This window comes from Rhodococcus sp. KBS0724 (assembly GCF_005938745.2).
In the GTDB taxonomy this organism is placed as follows: Bacteria; Actinomycetota; Actinomycetes; order Mycobacteriales; family Mycobacteriaceae; genus Rhodococcus_F.
In genome coordinates, this window is record NZ_VCBX02000001.1 from 97,363 (window position 1) to 117,174 (window position 19,812).

Consider the following 19,812-nt stretch of genomic DNA (forward strand, 5'->3'; position numbering starts at 1 on the left):
CTAGACGCGCAACATGTTTCGAACGTGACCGGTTTCGTTGACCGACGCAACCCGACGGTTGCCGTTGCGGGACACGAGAACACGAGTGACGGAGACGTACTCGATCGGGAACGTCAGCGGACGCTCCAGACCGAGTAGCTCCTGCAGAACGATATTGACGACGCCGCCGTGGCAGAACACCGCAACGGTGGCGTCGTTGTCTGTGGCGGCGACGATGTCGTCGATCGCTCCGAGGACACGCACGCGGAATGCGTCGGCGTCGACCGATTCGGGTAGCCAACCGGCTTTGATCCGCTCGTAGGTTTGCGGTGCTCGCTCCAACACCTGGTGCATCGGGATGTAGTGCGATTGCTCGGCGTCGTACTCGGCCAGCCCGGCGTGCTCGGTGACCGGTAGTCCGAGAACGTCCGATACCGGAGCCGCGGTTTCCAGGGCGCGCTTCTGGGGGCTACTGAACAGTCCCGTGATCCGGTACGGGGCCAACGCCGCAGGCAGTCGGTGTGCCTGGGCGTGACCCTCGTCGGTCAGCGCGGGATCAGCACGACCCTCGGTGACCTCTGCCAGTTCAGGGAGCGCGTGTCGGATCAGGAGTAGTTGCACACGGGACACCTTGCCAGACGGCGGTGTCGGCGGGGATCGTGCCGTTGCCGGGGAGCGGACCACTGGCAAGCAGAACCTCGCCGTCGGGAAGCGGGATCGATTCCGAAGAGGTGTTCACGACGACGCGCAGTGTACTGCCGCGCCGGAAGTCCAGAACCTGATCGTTGTCGTTGTCGTTGTCACCGCTCATCCAGGTCAGCGGCTCGGTGGCCAGCGCCGACAGACTGCGCCGTAGCGCCAGAGCGCTGCGGTACAGCTCGAGAGTGGAGTCGGCATTGCCCGTCTGGAACTCGACGGTGCGCTCACCCCAGCCTTGTGGCTGCGGCAACCAGGGTGCTTGATTGGCATTCGCGGGGCTGAACCCGTACGGCGCGGTGTCGCCCGACCATGGCAGTGGCACACGGCAGCCGTCGCGGCCACGTTCGCGGTGTCCCGTGCGTTCCCAGATCGGATCCTGCAACTGATCGTCCGGGATGTTCTCCACCTCGGCGAGGCCGAGTTCTTCGCCCTGATAGATGTAGACACCACCGGGGAGCGCAAGCATCAGCATCGCCGCCGCACGTGCGCGGCGCTCGCCGAGTTCGAAGTCGCCGGGGATGTCGCGGATCTGGCTCAGGAACCATGTACGCGAATCTGTCTGCGGCCTGGCATATTTCGACAGATGGCGAACGCCATCGTGGTTGGACAACACCCAGGTGGGAGATGCATTCACCGCGGCATGCGACGTGATCGTCGTGTCGATGACGCTGCGCAGAGTCGATCCGTTCCACGGTGCGAGCAGGAAGTTGAAGTTGAACGCACTGTGGAGTTCGTCCGGGCGCAGGTAACGAGTGAGGCGGGCGGGGTTGCCCACCCAGGCTTCGGCGACAAAAACACGCGGCGGGTCGTAACTGTCGGCCACCGCACGCCACGAACGGTAGATGTCATGCACCTCGTCGCGGTCGAAGTGCGGATGCTCTACCGGTTCGGAACCGTCGGCGGGGATCGGCGTGGGATATGTCAGCCCGTTCAGGTCGGGCAGATCTGCGTCCTTGCACAGTGACTGAGCAACGTCGATGCGGAATCCGTCGACACCACGGTCGAACCAGAACCGCAACGTGGTCTCGAAGTCGCCGCGGATATCGTCGTTGCGCCAGTTAATATCCGGCTGCCCCGGTGTGAACAGGTGCAGGTACCACTCACCTGGATTGCCGTCCGAATCCTTGATCCGTGTCCATGCGGGACCGCCGAAGGAACTGACCCAGTCGTTCGGGGCTTCGTCGCCGGCCGCGCCTTTGCCGGGGCGGAAGTGGAACCGGTCGCGCTCAGGCGATCCGGGCTGCGCGAGCAAGGCTTCCCGGAACCACGGATGGGCCTCGGAGACGTGATTGGGCACCAGGTCGAGGATGACGCGCATACCGAGATCATGAGCTTCGGTGATCATGGCCTCGGCCTGCTCAATCGTTCCGAAAGACGGTTCGATGCTGCGGTAATCGGAGATGTCGTAGCCGGCGTCCTCCATCGGCGACGGGTACCACGGATTGACCCAGATCGCGTCGACACCTAGCTTTGCCAGATAGCTCAAGCGATTTCGGATTCCGGCGATGTCGCCGACGCCGTCACCATTTCCGTCGGCGAAGCTGCGGATGTAGACCTGGTAGATCGCGGCGCTGCGCCACCAGTCGTTATCGCGGAAAATATTGTCAGGCAAGGTGTTTCTCTTCTCGGTAGGGGTGTTACGGCTCAGTAGGCTCTTACAGAACGAGTAGCGGTCGCAGAGTGGTCTCGGCGATCTTCAATCCCGTTTTGATGCGCTCTTCTCCGCCGCGCCAGACGGGGTCCTCATGTTCCACGGACAGCGTTCCGGTGAAGCCGTGCTCGTACAAAGCGTCGACGATGGGGCTCCACTCGATTTGCCCCCGTCCGGGGACTCGATATCGCCACCAGCCGGCATCCCAGGGGTTCTCGCGAGCAGCTTTGCCGAAGATCCCGTACCGGTTGAGTCGGTCTTGCCGGATCTCGACGTCCTTGGCCTGCGCGTGCACGATCCGGTGTGCATACGGCGCGATAGTCGTCAGAGGATCGATGCCCTGCCACACCAAATGCGAAGGGTCCCAGTTCAGATAGAGACCCAAATCGAACATCCACTCCCAGAGTTCGGGGGAGTAGGCGAGGTTGGCCGGGTAGCCGTCGGGATGCCACCCTTCCATCGGGCAGTTCTCGATGGTGATCTGCACGTCGCGTTCGCCGGCGTAGTCGACGATATCGCGGAAGGCTGGTTCGGCGTCGGCCATGTTCTGGGCGACTGTCCGTGTCCAGTCGCGGCCGATGAACGTTCCCACGTACGGCACACCGAGCGTCGACGCCGTGTCGATCACACACTTCAGGTGGGTTCTGATTACCTCGCGGCGAACCGGGTCGGGGTGAAGGTTGTTCTCGTAGTACGCGAGGGCGGAAATCGAGAGATCATGCCGTGCCAGGAGGTCCCAGGTCTTGTCCGCCTCACGGGACCCGAAAGTCTCGACAGGCAGATGAGCAGCTTCGTAGAACTGTCGCCCGACGCTCGGCCAGGTGGCGACTTCCAACGCGTCGTAACCGGTTTTCCCCGCCCACGTGGCAATTTCCTCGAGGCTGAGCATCGGTAGGGCCGCGGTCAACATACCTAGCTTCACTCAACTGTTCTAACAGGTTGAGTGCGTTCGAATTTCGGAAGTCTTGGTGAGTGAGAAAGACGGAGACTCGAGTCGAAACGTCCCCGCGGGGACGTTTTCGGCAAACCTGTCGGTACCGGCGGCTAAGGTCGACGCACATTCGCAGGGTGGGGGAACATCATGACGGAAACAGACAGGGAAACGGTCGATCGGCTCGGTACCGAAATCTGCGCACTTGCCGGGCATATTGCTGCGGCAACGGCCCGATTCCTTATTTTGGTGGCGCGGTTCGACGAGACTCGCGGCTGGACGGGGCCAGGCCTGCATTCCTGTGCCCATTGGCTTTCGTGGAAGTGCGGGCTGAGCCAACACACCGGACGCGAATATGTCCGGGTTGCAAAAGCTCTCACCACATTGCCGACCATGCGTGCTGCGTTCGAAGAAGGCCGCCTTTCGTATTCCAAAGTGCGATCTTTGACGCGCGTTGCCACACCGCTCAACGACAAACAGATGGTGCGACTCGGTACGAGTGCTCCGGCCGGTCAGATCGACCGTCTTGTTGCCGGATTGCGCAAGGCAACGAGTGATGATCAGGGTAAGCCGAAGCTGGACAGGTTCGAAACCCGATGGCACTGGGATCCGGACACCGGCGACTTCGTTTTCCGGGGACGCCTAGCAGCCCAAGACGGCGCAAAGGTATTGGCGGCGTTAGCAAATGCGGAGCGGGACCGCACGCGCACCGGTGACGAATCTGAAGAGTCTGAAAAGCCTGCAGAGCCGCAAAAACGCCCACCGCGCGATATCGGACCAGCGCTGGTCGCGATGGCTGACATCGTCTCGGTAGCAAAGGATGCCGGTAAGCGTAGCCGTCCAGCCGAAGTGGTGTTTCTACGCGAGGAGAAGGTTATGCGAGTGTCCGGTGGGCCTGCGCTCGAGGACGCTGACGCCGACGAAGTGCTGTGTGATGCACGGGTGCGGACGGCAAGCACCAAGCAGAAATGCATGCTCAGCCTTGGTCGGCGGACTCGCATCACCAGTGCAAAGCAAGTGATGGCGCTCATGTACCGCGACGGGTGTTGCCGCACACCAGGATGTGGACGAACTCGATTCCTGCACGCTCATCATGTTCGATTCTGGCGCGCTGGCGGGAAGACTGACCTGGACAACCTGATCATGTTGTGCGGCACGTGCCATCGGGCGTTGCACCGCGATGAATTCACAATTATCGCGCGGGGCGAGCAGCAATTCGAGTTCCGTCTTCGTGGCGGTTCGGTGATGGAACCGGCTCCGCCGTCAGTGGGTTTCGCGGATCGATTGCTCAGCGGAGAGGTTGCTGACGATGCGATAGTGCCCGACTGGGGCGGTGACGCTCTCCACTTGAATCACGCGGTCAGCGTCATTCTGGACGGTTGGGCTGCGTGAGTAGCGGCCTGTGGAGAGTCACTGTTGCCAATGCCAGCAGTCGGTCGTCCGCACTGGCGTCCACTAATTGGATGCTCAGCACGGCGTGATCCGAAGCGTCGCGGATCACCGTGCCATAGGATCGCGCGGGTCCAGTGCGGACTTGTGACAGGTAGTGCATCTGCATGTCTGTTGCAACCAGTTCGGGCCGCATAGCCTGGGCTGCTGATTCCACGAGCAGTGCCTGCGCGCCACCCATGATCGTGCCGATTTGATTGACCACAAACGGTGTGAGGTCGAGTTCGAGAACGCCGGCCGAAGCATCGATGACGCGCATTCCGAGTCGGGAGTAGATCGTTCCCTCGACCGCTTGGGTCGGATGCTCCCTGAGTGTGCCGATCCACTGGTCCGGGGTGTACGAATCCGCGTCGCCCGCGGCAGAACGAGGAATGCGGGCGAAGGTGACAAGTCCACGAGCAGCGAGTGTGGGTCCGCTGCCCGAGTCGATCGCCTCGGCCAACTCGCGGAGGTCGGTGCGGCCGTGGCCGTCGTAGACATCGGCAGAGACGATGATCGTCTTCTTGCCGATGCGCACGAGCTTACTGTCGACAACGATCGGTCCCTCGGTCAGCGGACCGGCGGAATGTAGCGAGAGATCCTGGGTTGCAGTCCAATCGGGCCGGCAGGCCACCAAGGCTGGGTCGGAGGTTACATAATCGGCGACGGTCATCAGTACTCCCAAGGAGGCCTGGCCCGCGTGTGATCGCAGCTTGTCGGTGAGATCGGCCCGCATCAGCGAGCGCTCCGGTGTCGCCTGAAACGAGGCCAGTCCGAAGTCGGAGGTGAAGGTTTTCAGGCTGGCAAGCACCTGTAGCGACGAACCGTTCGCAAGGACCATAAAAATGAGAATAGCATTCTCATTCGACGGATCGAATCAGATCGGCGAGTTGGTCTGGCTGATCGATCATCGCGTGATGGTGGGCGGGACGCAGGACGTGGAAGCTCCCGCCCAGGTAGGTTGCGAGCCGCTGTTGTTTGGCCATCCAGGACACCGACCACGGTGTCGAGTGCCCGGTGTGGGCAGCTACGACGCTGATGCCGATGTCCGGCAGTCGGTGATCATCGGACTCGCGTAACTTGTTGAGCTCCATGGCCATATCGGTGTATGCGACGTATTCGATCATGGCAGCTTCGAGGTAGTGCGGTTCGCGGTAGATGTGACGAACCCATTCGGCCATTGTGTGCGACGGGCCTGTCGGTGGCACTGACTGGTTGAGAATTTTTCGGGTGGTTGTGCCCAGAAGTCGTTGCAACCCAGTTGTGCTGAAGGATGTGGCGGCCGCATGTGAGGCTGCCAGAAGGAGGTGGCGGGGGATGATTCGCTTCGGGTTCTTCTCGGCGCTGGAGTCGAGTAGGAGGATGCCTGCCGTCCGAGCGGGGAACAGTCTGGCAAAACCTTCGACGTAGAATCCGGCTATCGAATGGCCAACTGCCACAGCAGGTTCAGTGATTCCGACGGCATCGAGAACGTCGGCGATGCGTTGCGCTTCGCTGTGCCCGGTCGGGACTTCAAAGGATGGGTCGCTGAGTCCGAAGCCCGGTCGATCGAACCGGATCACGGTGTGGTCGCGGCTGAGGTTGCGTGCGCAGTCGTCCCAGTCGAACCAGTTGCCGGCCAGTCCGCCGCAGAGGACGACGGCGGGTCCGTCGCCCTCTACGAGCACGTGCAGGCTGTCCCCGCCGACCGTCATCAACTCGCCCGGTGGTTTCACGTGGAACAGTCCCGGCACCAGAGCCTCGATTACTGGCGTGGTTTCGCGAGGGGGAACGCCAAGGTTTCGCGGATGCTGCCGCCGGTGATCAGCATGACAACACGGTCGACGCCCATTCCGAGTCCGCCCGTCGGTGGCATCGCGTGTTCGAGAGCTTGGAGGAATTCCTCGTCCAACTCCATGGCCTCTGGGTCGCCGCCGGCCGCCAGCATCGACTGCTCGGTAAGACGATTGCGCTGATCAACCGGGTCGGTCAGCTCGCTGTACGCCGTTCCGAGTTCCACTCCCCACGCCACCAGGTCCCATTTCTCGGCGACGCCGGGAATGTTGCGGTGCGGGCGGGTGAGCGGCGACATCGAGGTGGGAAAGTTGGTGTAGAACGTCGGGAACTCGGTGAAGTCCTCGACCAGGTGCTCGTACATTTCCTGTGCCACGGCACCGGCGTCCCAGTTGGACTGATACGGAATTTCGTTGTCGTCGCACAATTTTTGCAGCTTTTCCAGGCTTGTCTCCGGCGATACGTCGACGCCAAGTTTTTCGGCGACGGCCCCGTGCATCGTCTTGACGGGCCACTCGCCGGAGATGTCGACCTCGACCAATTCGCCGTCGGGTCCTGGCCGCATGATGATCTCGCGTCCGAACGCTGCCACGGCCGCGGCCTGGATGAGCTCGCGGCACATCCGCATCATGCCCTCGTAATCACTGTGCGCTTCGTACGCCTCGAGGATCGTGAATTCGGGGTTGTGTTTGAAGTCGACACCTTCGTTGCGGAATACGCGTCCGATCTCGAAGACCTTTTCCATACCGGCGACGCACAACCGCTTCAGGTACAACTCGGGCGCGATGCGTAGGTACAGATCGAGGTTGTACGCATTGATGTGCGTCAGGAACGGTGCAGCGTTGGCGCCGCCGTGAACCTGCTGCAGGATCGGCGTCTCCACCTCGAGGAACCCGCGGTTCCCGAGCGAATCACGCAGCGACTTGACGACGGCACTTCTGGCTTCGAGCAGGTCGCGGGCCTTGGGGTTGAGAGCGATGTCGAGGTATCGCTGGCGGACACGAGTTTCGGGATCCGACAGACCCTTCCACTTGTCGGGCAGCGGATGCAGGCACTTGCCGTTCATGCGCCATTCGAGGGCGACCAGCGACAGTTCACCCTTGCGGCTACGACCGATGGTTCCGCTGACCTCGATCAGGTCGCCGAGATCGAATTCGGCGGCGAACTCCGTCAACTTCTCGCGCCCGACGTGGTCCTGGTCCACCAGTACCTGAATGTCGCCGGACCAGTCACGCACGTCGGCGAATGCAACACCGCCGTAGTCACGGATCCGGAGGATTCGCCCGGCAATCCGTACCCGGGTGCCTTCCGGTGACTGTGCTGCCGCGGCAATCGTGTGTGTCGGGGGGTAGGCGACGGGATACGCGCTGATGCCTTCGTCGGCGAGCGTCGCCAGTTTGTTCATCCGGACGCGAACCTGCTCGGGCCGTCGTGGTCCCGGTGCTGCCACCGCCGGTGCGGAGTCCGGCAGGCTGCCGTCGGCGTGCAGACCTTCGGCGGTGACCAGTGCAGCTGGCAGCGTTTCGTGAATTCCGGTGTGCTGGGTTGCCTTGCTGGATCTGCGACTGACGGTAGGTAGAACAACAAAGCCTTCGGCGATCGCCGACGCAAATCCGACGCGGGGGAGTTCGCGATTGTCCTCGAAGCACAGGAAGCGCGGCGCCCAGTCCGGCTGATACTTCACGTTGGAGCGGTACAGGGCTTCGAGCTGCCACCAACGGGAGAAGAAGACCAACACCGATCGCCAGATACGCAGGATCGGTCCGGCGCCGATACGGGAGCCTTCCTCGAACACGGATCGGAACACCGCAAAGTTGAGCGAGACTCGGACGATGCCGAATTCGTCGGAGCGCGTGGCAAGTTCGGAGACCATCAACTCCACAACACCGTTGGGTGCGGTCGGCTTACGCCGCATGAGGTCGAGGGAGACGCCGTTCGATCCCCACGGGACGAGCGAGAGCATGCCGACGACGGATTCGTCATCGGTTCCTTCGCCCATCACGGCTTCGACGAGAAGGCAGTCGCCGTCGAGCGGATCGCCCAGCCGGCCGAGTGCCATGGAGAAGCCGCGCTCGGTTTCGGTGTCGCGCCAGTCGTCGGCGCGAACGATGGCGGCGGACATGTCGATCGGGGGCACGTCGCGGTGGCGTCGCATCCGGACGGTCACGCTGCCGCGTCGTACGCGAGTGACGGCCTGGCGCACCGGGCGCATGTCGCGTCCGTTGAGATTGAATTCGCGGGTACGCAGGATCGCCTCGTCGCCGAGTTGCAGGACGTTGAGTCCCGCACGCTTGTAGGCGGTGGCTCCGGTTTCGCTGGCACCCATGACGGCGGTGGCCCAGCCGTACTTCGACGCAAGGTCCTGCCAGGCTTCGATGGCGTGCGGCCAGGCTTCGGGATCGCCGATCGGATCGCCGCTGGCCAGGCAGACGCCGATCTCGACGCGGTAGGTGACCGCGGCTTTGCCACTCGGAGCGAAGATCGCGGCCTTGTCGCGGCGGGTGGCGAAGTAGGCGAGGGAATCGTCGGCACCAAAACCTTGGATGAGTCCGCGGATCGCGGACTCGTCGTTGCCGGTGAGCGCGTTGTTGGATCGTTGGGCGCGGAAGAGGGTGATGACGGCGGCGAGGAGGGCCATTGCGCCGAGGAGACCGAGGATCGTGTTCACGAAGGCGTGGGGGTGGCCGTCGAAGACTTCGTTGTCGACCGCCGCTGCAGCAGTCACACGGTTCAGTGCCCAGAGGAATCGCTGCCCTTCCGGGAGCGAGCCGGGGAAGAGTGCTACCAGTCCCCAGCCCAGCAGGGTAGCGATCGCCATGCCGCCGATCAGGACGCCGAGAGCTTTCCACCCCGCGCCGCGTCGTACGCGGGTGTAGAACTCGGGACGGGCCGCGATCAGAATTCCGATGATGATCAGCAGCACCACCGCGGCGACGGCGTTGTTCGGATTCTTGTCGGTGATCGTGGACGCGATGTCGGTCAGAGCGATCAGCGCAAGATAGATCGTCAACAGCCACCACGCGATGCGTTTGCGACTGGCGAGTGCGGCAGCGAGCAATCCGACGACGAGCGCCCACGACAAGCTCGTATCCGGTGCATCGAAGTAGTAGTTGTCGATGTATTCGCGTGGGACCCGGACGATATGGCGCAGCGTCGGCGAAAGACTCCACAGGAAAACGAGGACGGAGAAAACTCCGAGGATCAAGCCGGAAATGTGCGGGACCTGGCTCAGTCGGCCCGACTGGAATCGGCGTGCCTTCCGGGGATTTTCCGGCGGAGTTTCAACCAACTCCGCGGTTGTATCCGTTACCTCGCTGATAGGTGCCATCGAGCTTCCTCCCATGCCGGTCAATCAGTCCCACTGTTCAGTGTGGCCGTTCATGTCCGGTTTTGTGCGAGGAGCAGAATGATTGCCATGAGTGCCAACATTCCCGCAGTACCGATCCGCGACGAAATGATCCGTCTCGGCCAGTTCCTCAAGCTCGCCAACCTCATCGAATCCGGCGCAGAAGCCAAGGAAGTCATCGCCGACGGCATGGTGTCGGTCAACGGCGAGGTGGAGGACCGTCGCGGTCGTCAGCTCCGTGACGGTGACGTGGTCGAGATCGGCGGGATGGCCGCCAAGGTGGAAGCTCCCGCCTGATCTCGACCCACACTTCTAGCTTTCGCGGACGACTACCCCGTCCTGGTCGCTGTAGACGATCTCACCGGGATTGAAGGTGACACCACCGATTTCGACGGGCACGTTCTTCTCGCCGGAACCGGTCTGCGTGCTTTTGCGCGGGTTGGTGCCGAGAGCTTTGACGCCGATGTCGAGGGTCCGAAGGATCGCGGAGTCACGGACGGCGCCGTTGACGATCACTCCGGCCCAGCCGTTGTCGACTCCGCGACCGGCGATGATGTCGCCGACCAGAGCAGTGTGGATGCTCGCATCACCGTCGACGACGAGGACGCCGCCGTTGCCCGGTTCGCTGAGGGTCTGCTTCACCAGCAGGTTGTCCTGGAAGCACTTGATGGTGGTGATGGGGCCGGCAAAAATTTCACGTCCACCGAACGTCGTGAACTGCGTGTCGCAGCTACGGATGTCGGGTCCGATTTCGTCGGCAAGGTCAGCAGTGGCTACAGGCTCGGTCATGCACGACAGAATAGTCGCCGACGAGAAAATGGCTTCTACGACTTGGCGCACATCACTTTCCGATAGCCTGGCCCCGAACTATTCGATCCATTGCAGTTGGCGACCAGGAGTATTCTGTGACGATTTTTGCGATTCTGGACTTGCGGTTGAAGAAGGAAAGCCTTGATAACGCTCGCGAGGTAGTCGGGAGAATCCTGGCTGAAACCCGTGCGTTCGACGGTTGTGAAGGCGTCGACGTCGTGATCGATGCCGAGGACGAAGCGCACTGGCTGTGCGTGGAGAAGTGGGCGTCTCCCGAGGCTGATGCCGCTTACCGCGAATGGCGAGCGGGTCCGGGAGCTATCAAGGATTTGGGACCGCTTCTCGCCGGGGCACCGGGTCTGGGTAAGTACGCGTTGGATTCCGCGATCTGATCTTCCTTGATCACGTTCGGCCACTTCAGGCTTGCGCCTGCTCACTCGGCTTGGCGTGCTTGACGGGACATCCGGTGGGGAAAGTTCCGAGTTGATCGACCTTGTAGCCGGCCGGGTAGCTGCGGATATTCGGAAGATCGCGGGCGAATTTGCGGGTGGTGCGCGGTGGGAAGAATCGCAAGAGGCGGCCGCGTGCCTTGAGGGCGCTCCGGGAGAGCGCCCTCACCACCGCGGGTGGACGCTTGTACCCGAACGCCTCGAGTAGGTGATCGTCCATGAGCGAGTAGGCGAATGCCTTGATCAGGGGCTTCGGCGCCAGGTTGTTGGGCGGGAACGTGCACATGAGTTCGAGTGTGGAATCGGCGACAGCCCGGGCTCCGGGATCGAACGAAAAGTGTTCGCGCTCATACTCGTCCAAGAGTTTTGCGAATCCGTCGTAGGTGGCGGGCATGTCCTTGATGTTCATGTGACGGCCGAGTTCACGGTAATAGAAGGTGGATCCGGCTATTTCGTTGGGCGTCAGCGGGCGCCAACCGTACGACTCGAGCCAGCGGACCGGAGTGACGACAAAAGTGGCCAACACGTAGCGCATGTCGTCGTTGGAGATGTCGTACGAGCCGTGCATCTGATTCATGCGGCGAACGCTCGATCGACCTTCGTTGCTGCCCAGGCCGTGCTCGAGGACTGCGTCGAGAATGAGGCTTGTGTCGTCGTAGCGTTTCTGGACCCGGTCGGTGAATTCGCCGGTGGAAAAGAGTAGTTTGCCGATCGACGGCACCGCGTAGGTGCGGAACAGTGCAAAGCTGAGGGCCTGGTTGATATCCCAGGGAAACTCTTGAGCAGCAAGAATGCGAGACATCTCTTCGTAGTCGGTCTCGGGATCGAGTTGATCCGTGCGCGCGCGAAGGTCGTAGCGCTTCATGTGAACACTCCCATGGCTTCGGTGTGAGCTGTGCCACCGAGAGTAGTTCTGACAACGCATGTTGTCTAGAGGTGTCGAATTGCCACCGTTCGGTCGTTTCGGGTGTTGTACCAGGGGTATCCGATCAGGGAGTTGTCGACCCGAGGAGTTTCCATGAGTACCTCCCGCACCGCCCGAATTCTGGCAGTCGTCGGATTGCCGATCGTTGCGTCATTCGCTTACGTGGGCACCGCGTCGGCGGATCCACCACATCCGTTCGGTGGTGCTGCCGTGACCATCGGTTGCCCCAACCAGGGGTCACTGGCATCGATGACCGGTCTCACGGGGCAGTCCGGGCCCGAAGCAAATCCGCCGATCGCGAAGGGCGACATACGCTTCGAGTCCTTCCCTGCGGCCGCACCGATACCGGCCGCCGGGCAGGTCACCGTCGCGTGGGTCAATACCGACACCGGCAAGGCCGGAATCGTCGATCTGATGGGGACGTACCCTTACCTGTCGGCGACTGTGAATACCGGCGTCGGCAACGTTGTTGCGACCGCTTTCGGTTCCATCAACTGGGGCAGTAGCCCTATCTGCCAGAGCAATCCGACGATCGGCCGGTTCATAGCCTGACTTTTGCAGCAGTGGCGGTATCGCGCGATTATCTGTCATCTCGGAGATACCGCCACGGCCCTGTAGCCACATATTCTGAAATATATTCGGTACAAGCATATTTCGGAATGCGGAAAAGGTGGCGACGTGAACGGGTCGAGCGCGCGTCAGTTGATGAGCCGGATGCTCGTCGAGAAACGTCACAGCCTTGCGCCCGAAATGGTCGGCATGCGCTGCGAGGGTGCTCGCCGCATGCACGGCCTCAGCAGGCGTGACGTCGCGCAGATCGCCGACATCAGCTTCAATCACTATCAACGGCTGGAACAAGGCACATCCGTAGGTGTTTCGGCTCCGGTCATGGCGCGTATCTGCGATGCATTGTTAATGGAAGGCGACGAGAAAGCGCGCATGCTGGCGTTGCACCAAGCATGGGCGCGTCCGCGTCATCCTCTGACTGGATCCCGAGCGCCTGGATCTCAAGCCACGGGGGAGATTTCCGGCAGGCAGCGCTCGAGTTCGGCCGGCGTGTAGAAGTAGCTTCCGCTTGCAACCGGCGTGCATGGCTCGGCAAATGCGGTTTCACGCTCGTTGTAAAGCATGCGAACCAGTTGTGCGTTGTCCGGTCCGGCAAAGACGTCCCACTGGATGTTGGCGCCCATCGGGCTTACCTGCTCGCCGCGCCACGGGTTGTTGTCGTACGTGTAGAGGGTGCCCTCGGGTTGCGCGACCGTGCTGCCGGGAAGCTTCAGTAGCGCAGCAAAGGGGATGATCGTTTCGGCGTGTGCAAATCGAAAGTCCGCTCCGGGCAGCGAATCTGCACTCGAGTGCTCTTTCAGGCCCGCCAGGAATTCATCGCGGAGCACCGACGCCATCCGGTAGGTCACGTCCTCGCCGACAAATCCCGGACCCTTGGCGTAGAAGTCCTCTGCGTCGTTGGTGTACGCCAGCCACTGGGCGTCGTCCTGGTCGATGAAGCGCCCGAAGTTCCAGTCGCCTTCCTCGGACATGCCCGGGGTGATGATGTACGTGTTGTAGAGCATGTACGCGGCGTCGACCTCATTGTCGATCTTCTCCGAGCCCTTGCCCCGGTCGACGAGCGAGAACTCCCCGGCGACAAGACGATCCACGAAGCTCTTCGAGTACAGCTTTTCCATCATGTGACGCGACACGTCGCGAGTGCGAGGCAGGTTCTCGATCTGCTCGTCCACGGCTTCGAGGCGAGGATCGGAATCCTCGTATTCCTTGTAGTCCTCGTTCAGATCGGAATCGTGGAAGTAGAGGACATCCGGATCGGACGTCACGGCTCCGATATTTCCGGCGACGGCCGGGACGGCGGTGCTCACACCTTGGGCGAAGTTGGCGGCGCTGTCCACTGCGCGGTCTACACCCGAGGACGTCAGGGTGATCGCGCCGTCCTGCTCGGCGATTGCGTCGAACAGCTGCGGAAGGCGTTCTGTCACACGCGCACCCATCTCGCGATGCTCGGTGACGCCGAGACCACTCAGGTTGCCGTAGCCCAACTCGTCATTGGCGGCCATGAGCTCGCGAAGTACGGGTCCGAACTCCTTGCCGGCGGGAGTCAGGGCGTTCTCAGCCTCGGCGATCTCCCACAGTTGCAGGCTCAGGTCATCGTATTTCAGGCTCGAGAGCGCGCGGGAACCGTGGCGTGCAACGCTTTCCGTGTACACGGGAGTGAAACCCGCGGGCGCGGCCTGGAGTTCGCCGATGCTCTGGCCGGGTGAATACGGCGTCTTGGACGTGAAGCCCCCGACTGCAGGGGTGCCCGGAGCTTCGGAAGATCCGGAGCTGGAACCGAAATCCAGTGATCCGAAGGGTGATGCGCCGGCAATGGCCGAAGTGCCAGTCGTGACGAGCATGAGTCCGACAGCGCCTGCGGCTGCCAGCAAACCGAAGCGGGGGCTTCGCATGGTGATGATTCCTTTCTGATCGCGCCGATATGGCACGACGAACAGGAAGTTAGATCGGCTAAGCGTCTGTCAGTAGCCATAGGACAGACGTCCAGGTGGCCGGAGGGTTAATAGTCGGTTTCACAGGGCCAGTCCGGCTGCGCTTTTGATAAACAGGACCGTTGCTGCGGCGAGGATGATGTAGGTGGTTGTGCGGCTCAAGACCGCCAGGGAGATTCGCCGCGCCATCTGCGAGCCGAGCAGGTGTCCGCACACCAACAGTGGCGACAACGCCGCTGCGGTGAGCAATTCGTTTCCGGTGATACCGATCTGGAACTGGAGCGCGACAAGCGTAGCCGCCGCCATGACGAGAAAGATCGTCGACAGCGTGGAGCGCAGGGCGGCAGCATTGTTCGGTCGATAGGTCAGCGACAGTGGCGGACCCGGCATTGCCGCCAACGCGCCCATGAATCCGGCTGCGGCGCCGGCGCCGGCCAGTGTTCGCCGCGACCCGGTGACGGACTTGCCCGCGAGCATCGCGGCTCCCGCGGCCAGCGCGAGAATCGCCACCAGGAGTTGAACCGACGCCGTATCAACGCGTTGGATGAACCACAGGCCGACGGCGATACCGGGAAGCATTGTGATGGTTGCGATTCCGACTGTGCGGGTGTCGCAGTGCCCGCGTTCTCGGGTCACCACGAGCAGCATCATCGGAATGGTGAGAATCAGCAGCGGAGCCGGAACAAGCCACGGGGCAATCAGAATGAGGGCGGGCCCGGCAATCAAGCCGAAACCCGAGCCGGTTGCCGATTGAATCGCCGAAGACGCGACAAGTACGCAGGCAACCAGGAGAAGGATCACATTCCCATTCTCTGGGCGATCTGGCACTGACGGAAGATCCAGATCGTGGGAGTATTGAGGGGGCCAGAATCAGGAGGAGCCGGTTGCGATCACACGAAAATCTTGGCGAGTTTCTCGCGGGCAGGTCGGTGTATCTCGACTCTGCTACCAATACGCCGATGTACCGGCGCGTTCGGGCGATGCTCGAAGACCTCCTCGCGCGCGGAGTGTTCGACGGTGGTCGGCCCATGCCGTCCACCCGCTACCTGGCGCAGGAACTCGGTGTTTCCCGAAACACGGTGGCAGCGGCCTACGACGAGCTGATCGCGCTCGGAGTGATCGAGAGTCGTCCTCGTAGTGGTCTTTACGCCGCAGCTCCGCTCACTCGAACACATTCTCCGCAGTCGCCGTCTCCCGCCCCGGCGGTGGACTGGTCCACGTTGATTCAGCCCCGGGAGAGCGTCGAGTTCACCCGCACTCTTGGGCATCCCGACGCTTTCGACTATCCGTACCCGTTCATCAGTTCTCAGCCCGAACTGCGGTCATTCCCGGTCCGCGGTTGGTTGCGCGCCGCGAGCGAGGCGATGACGGGCCCGCATCTGCGATACAGCGTGCGTGACGCCGTCGATCAGGACGACCCGCTACTGGTCGAGGCGCTGCGCAAGGAGATTCTCCCGTCGCGCGGTATCGAAGCGGCGGCCGACGAGATCTTGGTGACCAGTGGAACCCAGCAGGGTTTGTCGTTGATTGCCGACGTTCTGTTGCGACCCGACAAGATCATGGGGTTCGAGAACCCCGGATACCTCGACGCGATGCATATTTTCAAGCGCTCCGGAGTGGAACTGTCTCCCATACCCGTCGACGGGCGCGGTGCAGTGTTCGACAGCTCGACGGTCTTCGACGCCATGTACCTCACGCCCAGTCATCACCACCCCACCAACGTCACGTTGAGCCTGCCTCGCCGCAAGCTACTCCTCGAATTGTTGGAGGAGAGAAACGGTTTTGTGATCGAGGACGACTACGACAGCGAATTCCGCTTTCGCGGAAGACCGACACCGTCCCTCAAGTCCTTGGGGGACAACCGCCGGGTGATCTACCTCGGTTCCTTCTCGAAGTTTCTCTCCGCGGGCCTACGCATCGGGTACATCGTGGCGGATCCGCCTGTCATTGCGGCACTTCGAGCGGAACGGCACCATCGCACCAAACACCTTCCGGGACATATTCAGCGGTCGCTGGCGCTGTTCATCATGTCCGGCGACTATCACAAGGTGTTGCGCTCCCATCGCCGTCGGCTCAAGCAGAACTGGGAGATCATCACCGAGTCGATCAACAAGTACATGCCGCGAGTTGAGACGCCGTCGTTTCCTCCGGGCGGTGTCAGTGTCTGGTACACCGGTCCGGAGGATCTCGATGCTGCCGAACTCACAGAACGAGCAGCCAAGCAGGGAATCCTGGTGGCCGACGGCTCCCGCTACTTCTTCCCGGGGACAGGATCCCGGAACTGCCTGCGACTGGGTTTCGGTTCGATAGACCAGAATTCGATCGAACCGGGGATCGCACTGCTCGGCGGAATCGCTCACCGACTGCTGGATGAATCACGCTGAATCGGTGAGTACTGAATCAGTGAGTACTGAATCAGTGAGTGAGTCCTCGCGCTCGGTGGGCCCGGGCGACGCGACCGACCGCCAGGGTCATCGCAGCGCGTCGTAGCGTGGTGCCGGTAGTCGCAGCCTGATCCAGCACCGCAGCCCAAGCCGCAGTCATCCGATCATCGAGTCCCCGCTCTACCTCGGCGAGAGTCCACCAGTAACCCTGTTGCGCCTGAACCCATTCGAAGTACGAGACAACCACGCCGCCGGCGTTGGCCAGGATGTCCGGGACCACCAGCACCCCGGCCAGCCCGAGGACGTCGTCGGCCTCGGCGGTGGTCGGCCCGTTTGCACCTTCCACGATGACGCGTGCCTTGATGCGATGTGCGTTGCCGCCGTGGATAACTCCTTCAACTGCAGCGGGAATCAGGAGGTCGACATCGAGTTCGAGAACGGCGTCCGGGTCGATCGGCTGTCCGCCGGGGAAGGCGGCGACGGACCCGTGTTCCGCGACGTGGGCTCGCAGTAGGTGCAGGTTCAATCCGGCAGTGTTGTGTACCGCGCCGAATCTGTCACTGACAGAGACGATCCGGACTCCGGCGTCGGCGAGATAGTCGGCGGCATCGGCCCCCACCTTGCCGTAACCCTGGACGACGGCAGTGGCCGAGTTCGTTGCTATGCCTTCTCTTTTCAGTGCCAACAACGCGATGTGCGCTACACCGCGCGACGTCGACGTCCGACGGCCGAGCGAGCCGCCGAGATCAAGAGGCTTGCCCGTCACCACACCCGGGACACCACGGCCCCGAGTGGCGGAATAGGCATCCATCATCCAGGCCATCGTCTGCTCGTCGGTGCCGATGTCGGGAGCGGGAATATCGTTGTCCGGACCGATGACCGGTGAGATGCCCTGGGTATAGGTTCTTGTCAGCCGCTCGAGTTCGGCAGGGGAGAGAGTCAGGGGATCGACGTCCACTCCACCTTTTGCCCCGCCGTACGGAATATCGAGGAGCGCGCACTTCCAGGTCATCCACATCGCCAATGCGCGGACCTCGTCGAGGTCTACGTCTGCGCTGTAGCGAATCCCACCCTTCGCCGGCCCGCGCGCGATGCTGTGTTGCACACGGTATCCGGTGAACACTTCTACGTCGCCGTTGTCGCGGACCAGGGGAACGCTGACGGTCGTCTCGCGTCTGGCGGACCCGAGGATGCGGTGCAGGCCATCCGGATACCCGAGGGCCGTCACCGCCTCCGCGAGTTGAGTGCGCGCATCGTCGAGCGCACTCGTGTGGACGGCCGACGCTGTCACCGGGGACCGTCGTAATAGGAATCGGCGACGTCGAGCGCTGTGTCGAGCATGGCAAGTGCGGCGTCGACCTGCGCCTCAGTCACAGTGCACGGCGGGACGACGTGGATGCGGTGGTAGTTGTTGAAGACGAGCAATCCGGCGTCGCGGGCGGCGGCCATCGTCTGGCCGATAGCGGCGTTGGTGCCGCCGTACGGTGACAGCGGCTCATGCGTCTCCCGGTTCGTGACAAGATCGAGTGCCCAGAAGACACCGAGACCGCGGACGTCCCCGATGCTCGGGTGCTTGTCCGCGAGGGCAGCCAGGCCCGGTCCGAGTGACGTGCGACCGATGAACTCGGCATTCTCCACAATGCGTTCCTCGTGCATCGTGGTGATGGTTGCGACGGCGGCGGCGCAGGCGAGCGGGTGGCCGGAGTACGTCATACCGCCGGGGTACGGACGCTCGGCAAACGAGTTGTAGATCTTCTCGCCGACGATGACTCCGCCGAGGGGCACGTAACCGGAGTTCACGCCCTTGGCAAACGTGATGAGGTCGGGGACGACGTCGTAGTGGTCGATTGCCAGCCACGCGCCGGTGCGACCGAAGCCGGACATGACTTCGTCACAGATCATGACGATGCCGTATCGATCGCAGATGTCGCGGACACCCTTCAGGTATCCGGGAGGCGGCGGCATGATTCCGGAGGTGCCGGGAACGGATTCGACGATGATCGCGGCAAACGCGGCCGGGCCTTCGAAGCGGATCAGGGTCTCGAGGTGTTCGAGAGCTCGCTCACATTCCTGTTCCTCTGTCTCGGAACGAAATTCGGATCGGTACAGAAACGGGCCGTGGAAGTGAACGGCACCCGAGTTGCCGTAGTCGTTCGGCCAACGACGGTGATCGCCCGACAGATTGATCGTCTCGGCGGTGGCGCCGTGGTAGGAGCGGTAGGCCGAGAGGACCTTGTACCGACCGGTATGCAAGCGCGCCATACGAATTGCGTGCTCGTTGGAGTCCGCGCCGCCGCTGGTGAAGAACACCCGATCCATACCTTCGGGAGAAATTTCGGCGATCAGGCGCGCTGCCTCCGACCGTGCCTCGTTTGCGTGCGCCGGCGCGATAGTGCAGAGCTTTGCAGCCTGCTCCTGTACTGCCGCGACAACCTTGGGGTGCTGGTGACCTACGTTCGTGTATACGAGCTGTGACGAGAAATCGAGGTATTCCTTGCCGTCGCCGTCCCACAGGTAGCAGCCGTCTGTGCGCTCGACCACCATGGGCTGCAACGACTTCTGTGCCGACCACGAGTGAAAGACGTGTGCGCGATCCAACTCGTACGTGCGTTGCGACGTGCTGATTGCGGGAGCTGCCATGGCAGAAACCTCCTGATCGAGGGTTGGAACTTCTTGAGTCCACTCAATGATGGGGAACCGTTGTGGTCCTGCGCCAGATCCAGATTCGAGGGCATCTCCTGGGGCCAGTTACACGATGGAACCTTCGCGTTAACACGAGACGGCTACGTTACGACTGGCCCGAGAAATTCACTACTCAGGTGGCACTGGAGTGGGTGCCAGATCGCGAGCACACTGGTGAGCAGTTCGTTCCATGCCATCGGGATCGTGGGTCTGCGGATCTCTCAGGGCCGAAACATCATTCATCGAGGAGTTCACAA

18 protein-coding genes are annotated in these 19,812 nt (G+C 62.2%); 6 read left to right on the plus strand and 12 right to left on the minus strand.

The genetic code is table 11. The features are described from left to right. From FFI94_RS00420 to FFI94_RS00430, 3 genes are read right to left on the minus strand one after another with little or no spacing between them, the layout of a single operon-like run. Positions 1-600, minus strand: coding sequence for a histidine phosphatase family protein (locus FFI94_RS00420; RefSeq protein ID WP_138871256.1), 600 nt, complete (start codon positions 598-600; stop codon positions 1-3). Further along, positions 566-2,290, minus strand: coding sequence for a glycoside hydrolase family 13 protein (locus FFI94_RS00425; protein ID WP_138871257.1), 1,725 nt, complete (start codon positions 2,288-2,290; stop codon positions 566-568). Before FFI94_RS00425 ends, FFI94_RS00420 begins: the two co-directional genes overlap by 35 nt. A 43-nt stretch (positions 2,291-2,333) precedes the next feature. Then, positions 2,334-3,251 (minus strand): sugar phosphate isomerase/epimerase, encoded by a 918-nt coding sequence (locus FFI94_RS00430; protein ID WP_138871258.1) that lies wholly within the window; start codon positions 3,249-3,251, stop codon positions 2,334-2,336. Between the two features lie 159 nt (positions 3,252-3,410). Between FFI94_RS00430 and FFI94_RS00435 the strand changes: the two genes are divergently transcribed. Next, complete coding sequence (locus FFI94_RS00435; RefSeq protein ID WP_260683755.1) at positions 3,411-4,652, plus strand: HNH endonuclease signature motif containing protein; 1,242 nt, start codon at positions 3,411-3,413, stop codon at positions 4,650-4,652. Here the strand turns inward: FFI94_RS00435 and FFI94_RS00440 are convergent. From FFI94_RS00440 to lysX, 3 genes are read right to left on the minus strand one after another with little or no spacing between them, the layout of a single operon-like run. Then, positions 4,627-5,529 carry a PaaI family thioesterase gene (locus FFI94_RS00440; protein WP_138871259.1) on the minus strand — a complete coding sequence of 301 codons (903 nt, stop codon included), beginning with the start codon at positions 5,527-5,529 and terminating at the stop codon, positions 4,627-4,629. The two genes, FFI94_RS00435 and FFI94_RS00440, sit on opposite strands and share 26 nt — an antisense overlap. A gap of 19 nt (positions 5,530-5,548) precedes the next feature. Then, positions 5,549-6,421, minus strand: coding sequence for an alpha/beta fold hydrolase (locus tag FFI94_RS00445; RefSeq protein ID WP_138871260.1), 873 nt, complete (start codon positions 6,419-6,421; stop codon positions 5,549-5,551). 11 nt (positions 6,422-6,432) lie between these two features. Beyond that, positions 6,433-9,789 (minus strand): bifunctional lysylphosphatidylglycerol synthetase/lysine--tRNA ligase LysX, encoded by a 3,357-nt coding sequence (gene lysX / locus FFI94_RS00450; protein ID WP_138871261.1) that lies wholly within the window; start codon positions 9,787-9,789, stop codon positions 6,433-6,435. 87 nt (positions 9,790-9,876) lie between these two features. On the opposite strand from lysX, the gene FFI94_RS00455 reads away from it, so the two are divergent. Then, complete coding sequence (locus FFI94_RS00455) at positions 9,877-10,104, plus strand: RNA-binding S4 domain-containing protein (RefSeq protein ID WP_033235435.1); 228 nt, start codon at positions 9,877-9,879, stop codon at positions 10,102-10,104. 15 nt (positions 10,105-10,119) lie between these two features. On the opposite strand, the gene rraA is transcribed toward FFI94_RS00455, so the two are convergent. Beyond that, positions 10,120-10,596: a ribonuclease E activity regulator RraA gene (gene rraA / locus FFI94_RS00460; protein WP_138871262.1), complete on the minus strand. Its 477-nt coding sequence runs from the start codon at positions 10,594-10,596 to the stop codon at positions 10,120-10,122. Between the two features lie 116 nt (positions 10,597-10,712). Here rraA and FFI94_RS00465 point away from each other — a divergent pair, with 116 nt between their 5' ends. Then, complete coding sequence (locus FFI94_RS00465; protein WP_138871263.1) at positions 10,713-11,009, plus strand: putative quinol monooxygenase; 297 nt, start codon at positions 10,713-10,715, stop codon at positions 11,007-11,009. A 25-nt stretch (positions 11,010-11,034) separates the two neighbouring features. On the opposite strand, the gene FFI94_RS00470 is transcribed toward FFI94_RS00465, so the two are convergent. Further along, on the minus strand, positions 11,035-11,931 hold the full coding sequence (locus FFI94_RS00470; RefSeq protein WP_138871264.1) for an oxygenase MpaB family protein: 897 nt from the start codon (positions 11,929-11,931) through the stop codon (positions 11,035-11,037). A 153-nt stretch (positions 11,932-12,084) separates the two neighbouring features. On the opposite strand from FFI94_RS00470, the gene FFI94_RS00475 reads away from it, so the two are divergent. Next, positions 12,085-12,543, plus strand: coding sequence for a hypothetical protein (locus FFI94_RS00475; RefSeq protein WP_138871265.1), 459 nt, complete (start codon positions 12,085-12,087; stop codon positions 12,541-12,543). 126 nt (positions 12,544-12,669) lie between these two features. After that, positions 12,670-13,053, plus strand: a complete 384-nt coding sequence (locus tag FFI94_RS00480) for a helix-turn-helix domain-containing protein (protein WP_138871266.1) — start codon at positions 12,670-12,672, stop codon at positions 13,051-13,053. On the opposite strand, the gene FFI94_RS00485 is transcribed toward FFI94_RS00480, so the two are convergent. Together FFI94_RS00485 and FFI94_RS00490 are read right to left on the minus strand one after the other, a co-directional pair. Then, positions 12,999-14,450, minus strand: a complete 1,452-nt coding sequence (locus FFI94_RS00485) for a histidine-type phosphatase (protein ID WP_138871267.1) — start codon at positions 14,448-14,450, stop codon at positions 12,999-13,001. The genes FFI94_RS00480 and FFI94_RS00485 overlap by 55 nt on opposite strands. Before the next feature lie 120 nt (positions 14,451-14,570). Then, positions 14,571-15,290 carry a TSUP family transporter gene (locus tag FFI94_RS00490; RefSeq protein ID WP_185993098.1) on the minus strand — a complete coding sequence of 240 codons (720 nt, stop codon included), beginning with the start codon at positions 15,288-15,290 and terminating at the stop codon, positions 14,571-14,573. An 83-nt stretch (positions 15,291-15,373) separates the two neighbouring features. On the opposite strand from FFI94_RS00490, the gene FFI94_RS00495 reads away from it, so the two are divergent. Continuing rightward, positions 15,374-16,873 carry a PLP-dependent aminotransferase family protein gene (locus tag FFI94_RS00495; protein WP_138871269.1) on the plus strand — a complete coding sequence of 500 codons (1,500 nt, stop codon included), beginning with the start codon at positions 15,374-15,376 and terminating at the stop codon, positions 16,871-16,873. Positions 16,874-16,904: 31 nt separating this feature from the next. Here the strand turns inward: FFI94_RS00495 and FFI94_RS00500 are convergent, their stop codons facing one another. Then, entirely contained in the window at positions 16,905-18,164 is a 1,260-nt protein-coding gene (locus FFI94_RS00500; RefSeq protein ID WP_138871270.1) for a Glu/Leu/Phe/Val dehydrogenase, read from the minus strand. Then, a complete protein-coding gene (locus FFI94_RS00505; protein WP_138871271.1) occupies positions 18,161-19,513 on the minus strand; it encodes an aspartate aminotransferase family protein in 1,353 nt (450 codons plus the stop codon). Before FFI94_RS00505 ends, FFI94_RS00500 begins: the two co-directional genes overlap by 4 nt. Positions 19,514-19,812: the final 299 nt, after the last annotated feature.